Genomic DNA, 3,382 nt, shown 5'->3' with positions numbered 1-3,382 from the left:
CAAATCGAGCAGGGATCAACAAAGAAATCCATCCACATCAACTACGCCATAGCTATGCTACCCACCTTTTAAACAACGGAGCTCCGATTGATGTTATTCAAAGTCTACTAGGGCACGAAAAAAGCGAGACCACTAGAATTTATGCTCAGTTAAGTGGCAGCATTAGAAGAGAATTTTATATAAAGTATTTTTAAAGATGAAGTGAGAAAGGCAACGAATTTACGCTGCCCTTTTCACTATTGCACCCCGTTAGCTTAAGAAGGAAGAAATGAGCTAAAGATTATCATAATAGTGGTCTTTATCTCGTTAATTAACGCCCCCGTTGGCTTAATAAGAAGGTGGATAATTCTTTAATTCATTATATATAAATCAAAATGGATTTCCGCTTGAATTATGCTAGCAAAATCTATTATGTCTTTCTGCAAATACATTGAAGGGGTTTCGTTATTTTCCACTTGAATTACAACCATAAAAAGAAACTCTAAAGAATATTTCTCCTTGAGTTGTTTTAATTCTTTCGTTTTACCTTCAACTGATTTTTGAATTAAATTCAACTGGTCGTTTATATCGTAAGACTCCTGGTATCCTGTGCTTAAAGTCCAATCTGTTTCTATTCTCCGTCTAATTTTGGTGGATACAAGATTGGGATTACTTTCAATTACATCTCCCTTTCTGTAAGTTTTTGTGGGCTCAATACCAAGAACATTGGTTACTACCTCCAAAGGAAATTCATCACCCACTGCACTAAAATAAGCCATTACTTTTGTTTTATCCAGTACGGTTCCTCCTATATCGCTGAAGCTATTATTTTATTCTAGTTCATCTACCCTGACCATTATTGGAATGCGACTGGTCTTCAAGTAATGCACCCTATAGTTTAAGTACATTTGTTCACAAACTTATAGAAAAATCCTCATATCTGTAAAATTCAAAATGGGTTAATTAAAAATATTTCTTATGCATTTCTTTTAAAAACATTTTTGTGATAGGGAATCCCGAACTTTCCCCTATAACAGAATCAATTCCACAGTATGGGCATTCTGCCGTGCTTTCGTCTTCGTCCCACCATTCATCAATTTCATTAGGACTAAATATTCTAATACAATAAAAGCAGCCACATACTTTATCATTTTCTAAGCTTTTTCTATTCTTTCTCCAATATTGATGTGCTTTTATAAGGTGTTCTTCATCATAATACCATTTCATCTCTAAAACCTACCTTATCCCACAGTCTTTTCTATTAAACTCACCCGTTACTTGAAGAAGAAAAAAGCATTACTGCTATCCCAGTAATGCACCCGTTGAAGAAAACTTTTACAAATTTGTTCTTATATCATTTTTATAAATGTCCACTTTGTTTGCTGTAAACTCTAATGATTTATTTTTTCCATTGATTTTAAGACCAATATTTATTGATAAAGGCAATATTATTTTTTTAACTACTTCTTCTAAGGCATAGTATTCGTCTTCTTTTTTGTTATAAAAAACAACTGAACTAATTATTACCTCGTCATCTTCAATATCAAGACTGCACATCATTGGAAATTTATCACCATCAATAGTTGATAATTTCCCTGATACTATTGAACCATTTAGTTCTTCTGTAAAATTATTTGTTTCTGATGGTCTTACCCAAGTTTCATCTTGGTCTTCATTTTCCTCTTCATCTATTGCCCATTCCCATATCGGACTTTCCTTAAAGTCGTCTATGGTTAATTCATCAACTGGTTTGCTTTTGCTCATCAATACATTCTCCTTTTTACCCTGATAAATGGATAATTTCTACAAGGTTATTATTAAATCCTTCTTCCACTAAACTGCCCCTTTAGTTGAATAAGACAATGTATATCATTTTAATCCTTAGACTTTCCTTCTAGTTTTTTTAGCTTATTAAGGATTTTAAACAACATTACGACTACAAAAGAAAATTGAACGCTGATTATTGATAAAATAGTAAACTCCGGACTTTCTCCTCCAACTAGGAAACCTAAACCAAAAATTAAAATAAAATTTCCAATTAAAGCTAATATGAATACAAATGGTCCATTATCCATAATTCTCCTCCTAAAAATAACTTATCTTTAATATTCAATTGATACTTCTTGAGACCTTCACAATCGGTTCACTTAACAAAAATTTTCTTCTCCAACTAAACTGCCAGTTAGCTCAAAAAGCGACTGCACTTTTTGAGCAGTCGCTTCCGTTTGTTAAACAAGACATACAAATAAGGACGAATTACCCAAACATGCATACAAATTTGAAACGGTATTTGTTAACTGGGCAGTATAATGATAATAGTTTTTGAGCATAATTTTATCTTTAATTTATTAGTCCAAGCATATTAGCACCTTTTTAATATGTTATTAATGGAGGTGATGAATTAAGATGGTTAAACTTTTTATCGATCCTGGACATGGCGGTTCAGACCCTGGAGCTGTAGGAAATGGACTGCAAGAAAAGAATATTACTTTACAGATAGCTATAACTCTAAGAGATATCTTATTAAATGAATACGAAGGTGTAACAATCCTAATGAGTAGAACAGGCGATCAAACTGTAAGCTTAAGTGAAAGAACAAATGCCGCAAACAATTGGGGAGCAGACTACTATCTTTCCATCCATATTAATGCTGGTGGGGGTACAGGCTTCGAAAGCTATATTTATCCTGGGGTTGGAGCCCCTACAACCACATATCGGGATATCATTCATGATGAAATTATTAAGGCAGTAGATTTTGTTAATCGTGGTAAAAAAACAGCTAACTTCCATGTATTACGGGAATCAAGAATGCCAGCTATGTTAACGGAAAATGGGTTTATAGATAACACTAATGACGCTAGCAAATTAAAATCCACAAGTTTCTTAGCGACTATTGCCACAGGACACGCTAATGGATTAGCTAGGGCATTTAATTTAACGAGAAAACCAACTATTCTTTATAAAGTTCAAATAGGTGCATTTCGTATCAAGTCTAATGCGGACAACCTTGCTGCAGATGCAAGGTCAAAAGGATTCGATGCTATAGTTTTACTTAGAGATGGTTTATACAAAGTCCAAATAGGAGCTTTCACATCAAAAGAAAATGCAGAATCTTTAGCAACTAAAGCAAGGAATGCCGGATTTGATGCGATTGTGTATTCAGAATAATTAGTTATTCCTCCTAATATTGGTCTTCAAATAGAAAAATGAGAAAGAGAGATTCACGATGTCTCTCTTTCTTCCTATTTCAACATACTTCAAAATTTATGTTTGTTTTTATCTTACAAATTTCTGCATCGCAAAAGAATATACCTTCAATAGGAAAAAATAAAGTCCTATAACGGCTATGCTCCCTTGTTCAACAAACCTGCCCCGTTCGTATTATAAGGTTAGCCAGAATGCT

The 3,382-nt window shown here is 33.6% G+C and carries 6 protein-coding genes; 2 read left to right on the top strand and 4 right to left on the bottom strand.

The window, feature by feature from the left end; all coding sequences use genetic code 11:
- The coding region (locus CHI06_RS17470) for a tyrosine-type recombinase/integrase (RefSeq protein ID WP_179292669.1) at positions 1-194 on the top strand (194 nt) is incomplete at its 5' end.
- A gap of 156 nt (positions 195-350) precedes the next feature.
- Here CHI06_RS17470 and CHI06_RS17465 read toward each other — a convergent pair.
- From CHI06_RS17465 to CHI06_RS17450, 4 genes are all read right to left on the bottom strand, one after another.
- Positions 351-758, bottom strand: coding sequence for a DUF4279 domain-containing protein (locus tag CHI06_RS17465; RefSeq protein ID WP_095249906.1), 408 nt, complete (start codon positions 756-758; stop codon positions 351-353).
- A 184-nt stretch (positions 759-942) separates the two neighbouring features.
- A complete protein-coding gene (locus CHI06_RS17460; protein WP_095249905.1) occupies positions 943-1,206 on the bottom strand; it encodes a cytoplasmic protein in 264 nt (87 codons plus the stop codon).
- Between the two features lie 108 nt (positions 1,207-1,314).
- Positions 1,315-1,743 carry a hypothetical protein gene (locus tag CHI06_RS17455; RefSeq protein WP_095249904.1) on the bottom strand — a complete coding sequence of 143 codons (429 nt, stop codon included), beginning with the start codon at positions 1,741-1,743 and terminating at the stop codon, positions 1,315-1,317.
- Between the two features lie 110 nt (positions 1,744-1,853).
- A complete protein-coding gene (locus CHI06_RS17450) occupies positions 1,854-2,054 on the bottom strand; it encodes a hypothetical protein (RefSeq protein ID WP_095249903.1) in 201 nt (66 codons plus the stop codon).
- Between the two features lie 331 nt (positions 2,055-2,385).
- Between CHI06_RS17450 and CHI06_RS17445 the strand changes: the two genes are divergently transcribed.
- The gene (locus tag CHI06_RS17445) at positions 2,386-3,147 is read left to right on the top strand and encodes an N-acetylmuramoyl-L-alanine amidase (protein WP_095249902.1); all 762 of its coding nucleotides are present in this window, start codon (positions 2,386-2,388) and stop codon (positions 3,145-3,147) included.
- The last annotated feature ends 235 nt before the right edge of the window (positions 3,148-3,382 follow it).

This window comes from Bacillus sp. 7884-1, from assembly GCF_002272245.1.
Taxonomy (GTDB): domain Bacteria; phylum Bacillota; class Bacilli; order Bacillales; family Cytobacillaceae; genus Neobacillus.
The sequence above is the reverse complement of the archived record's forward strand: the minus strand, read 5'-3'. Positions and strand labels throughout refer to the sequence as shown.